Genomic DNA, 2,587 nt, shown 5'->3' on the forward strand with positions numbered 1-2,587 from the left:
GCTGCGACGAGGTCACTCGCCGGCAGCCCACTCCCCACCCGCCTCGAGAACGCGCACGCGAGCGCGATCGAGTACTCGCCCACCTCCCCCACGAACTCCTCCAACCGCTCCGTCAACCACTCCTCCAGCTCGTCCGCCGGGACGACCCGCAACCAACGCCCCCCGAGCGCACCACCCACCGACCCGTGAATTACGTTCCGGAGCAGTCGCCCGCCAATCGTTGCGGTCCAAATAACGGAACCCGATCGGGAAACCGAAGAGCTTCCTTTTCTGACGAAAAGCCCGGCCCGGGCGGGTTCCACGGTGCAAAGACGGACCGCCGACGGATCACCGCCCGATCAGTCCAGCAATCAACTTATGCGATAAGCTCGCTATGTAGGGATGGAGAAGCGCGCGGCGAGGGAGGCGTTCCCGTCCCCTCCGACCGCCGAATCGTTACGAGTCTCGTAACGAATCCCCCGCCCGGTTAGGGCGGGCGCGAGGAGCGCGGTGAGCCCTCCACCACCGTCCCGAGCCGGGGACCCTTGACCTCCACCTCACCGCCGCCCACCTAGCGCGGACCGGTCGACCCACAACCCCCCGACCGAGCCGACCGCTCCGGGACCTCCCGGGAACCCGGCCCACGCGTCGGCTCCGGCGCCCGTCCCCTGAGTCCCCGGCTCCAAGGTCCGATCCCGGGGGCCGAGGACAACACCGGGAGACCGCCGCGCGAACCCGCCGGTCGATCGAGGTACGAGGGTTGAACGGGCGATTCCCCGCACGGGCTCGCACCGGACCCCCTCCACGCCCGCCGCACCGAGACCCACGGAGCGCCACCCCGTCCCGGCGAAGGAGCTCCCATGAAAAGCCCCATAGACCTCGTGCCGGAGGAGGTCAAGCCCCCACTCAAGGACGGGTACCGGCCCGATGGGTCCGGACAAGATGGAAGCCGCTTCGACATCGTGCACCCGTCCGGCGCCCCAACGATCGTGGGCAAGGTGTGCGGGCAGGGAGGCCCGAAGACCGCCGGCAGCGCGTTCACCGACCGACGCGCCTCGACCCCTTCCCGGCCTCGTACGGACCGAGCGGAACCACGCGATGGAGAGGCTCGGCGCGGGGCCAGGCGGCTCCGGGCCGAGTGCCGAAGGCCACCGGTTCAGGACCCCGACCCCACCTCGGGCAGGGTGAGCGAGGAAGTCTCGAGTCACGGGCCGAGGTTAGGCCCGAGGTCCGAGTCGCTCGCGAGGACGTCCGGAGGGGGCTCGGCGTCCACACCAAGGCCCGCTACACGGACAACATCATGGCGATCACGAGCGCGAACACAACCGCCAAGGGCCTGAAAAGGCCCAGGAACCGCGGCGAGATCGTCGTATCCATGGTCTCGGACCCGAAGGCCCCGGTGGCCATCCCAGAGTCGGATCCCGCGAGGGGTACGGCGGGTACCTGCCCGAGCACGACCACGAGGGCATCCGCCGCCCGTACCGGGACCCCAAAGCGGGCCCGATAGGGTATCCCCAAAGAGGGAGCCCCTAGCCTACCACGATGACCGGGTCCCGGACCCTCCCCCAACCCGCCGTGACCGCGCGGCGAAAAGGAGCCTGCACGGTTCGCACCCCATCGGCATCCAGCGCCGCCAACCCAGCCTCCAGTCAACCATCTGAAGCCCACGTCCAGGCTCGCGGTCCAGCACCACCTGAACGCAGGGCGTGCCCCGCGTCCCCAGGACCTTACTCGAGCGCCTTCCGACACGCCCCACGGAAACCCTCCGACGACCAGCACCCCAAGGAGACCAAAGGATTCGCCCTCCCCGACCGTCCCAGACGCCTCCGGAACCCGCCGAGCGGCTTGAACCCGGCCACCGGCCCAAGCCCGCGCCGAACGCGGGCGAACGTCGGCACCTAGAGTCACCCCCAAGCGCCGGCCCTCCGACGACAAGGACCGGCCCCAACGACCCGGCCAACCGGAGGCGGCCGGGGGGTGTGAATAGGGCCAACATCGATCGGCTCCCCTCCACACCGGAGAGGGGCCGATACTCATCGCGCAGAGGTCGGACCACAGCGCGTCAGTCAACCCGGCGACCAACCCACGCTACGAGCCCACGGACGAACGCGAGCCGCACGGGGGACCGGGCCGACCCCTCACCGCCCGGCGGTGCGGGAAGACGGGTCCGATCACCACCCAGACCCGACGACCCTCCCCGGCCGGCCCCGGGCGACCGTCGCTCCCGATCAAGCGAGCACCGGAGCGCACCCCGGGGCGGCCGAGAGCGAGGAACCGGACCGGGACCGCGACCGCACGATCCGCCCAAGGGTACGGACCGTCCATCCCGACCGGTCATCTCAGGAACCTCGGCCGTCGGGGCTCCGGACCCGGCCTCCCCACCGGGAGAGAGGCCCCGGATCGCATCCAACCGGTCTCCCAAATCGTTACAAACCTCGTAACGATTCCCACGGGGAAAGAAGCCCGGGATCAAGCCGTCGCCCGCCGGCGGCGTCGGGCGGGTGGGATGATCGGGATTATCGGGCCGCCCTTGCCGCCGCCACCGCCCAAGGACCGCACGCGCGCGCTCACCGGCTTGCCCACCACCCGGCCCTGACCGCCACTCACC

At 70.6% G+C, this 2,587-nt stretch carries 1 protein-coding gene; it reads right to left on the bottom strand.

Annotation, left to right across the window (positions count from 1 at the left end):
* Positions 1–1,263: 1,263 nt before the first annotated feature.
* Positions 1,264–1,440 (bottom strand): hypothetical protein, encoded by a 177-nt coding sequence (locus ACXJJV_RS06065; RefSeq protein WP_456467292.1) that lies wholly within the window; start codon positions 1,438–1,440, stop codon positions 1,264–1,266.
* Between the last annotated feature and the right edge of the window lie 1,147 nt (positions 1,441–2,587).

The sequence above is a fragment of the Methanopyrus sp. genome, assembly GCF_053997775.1.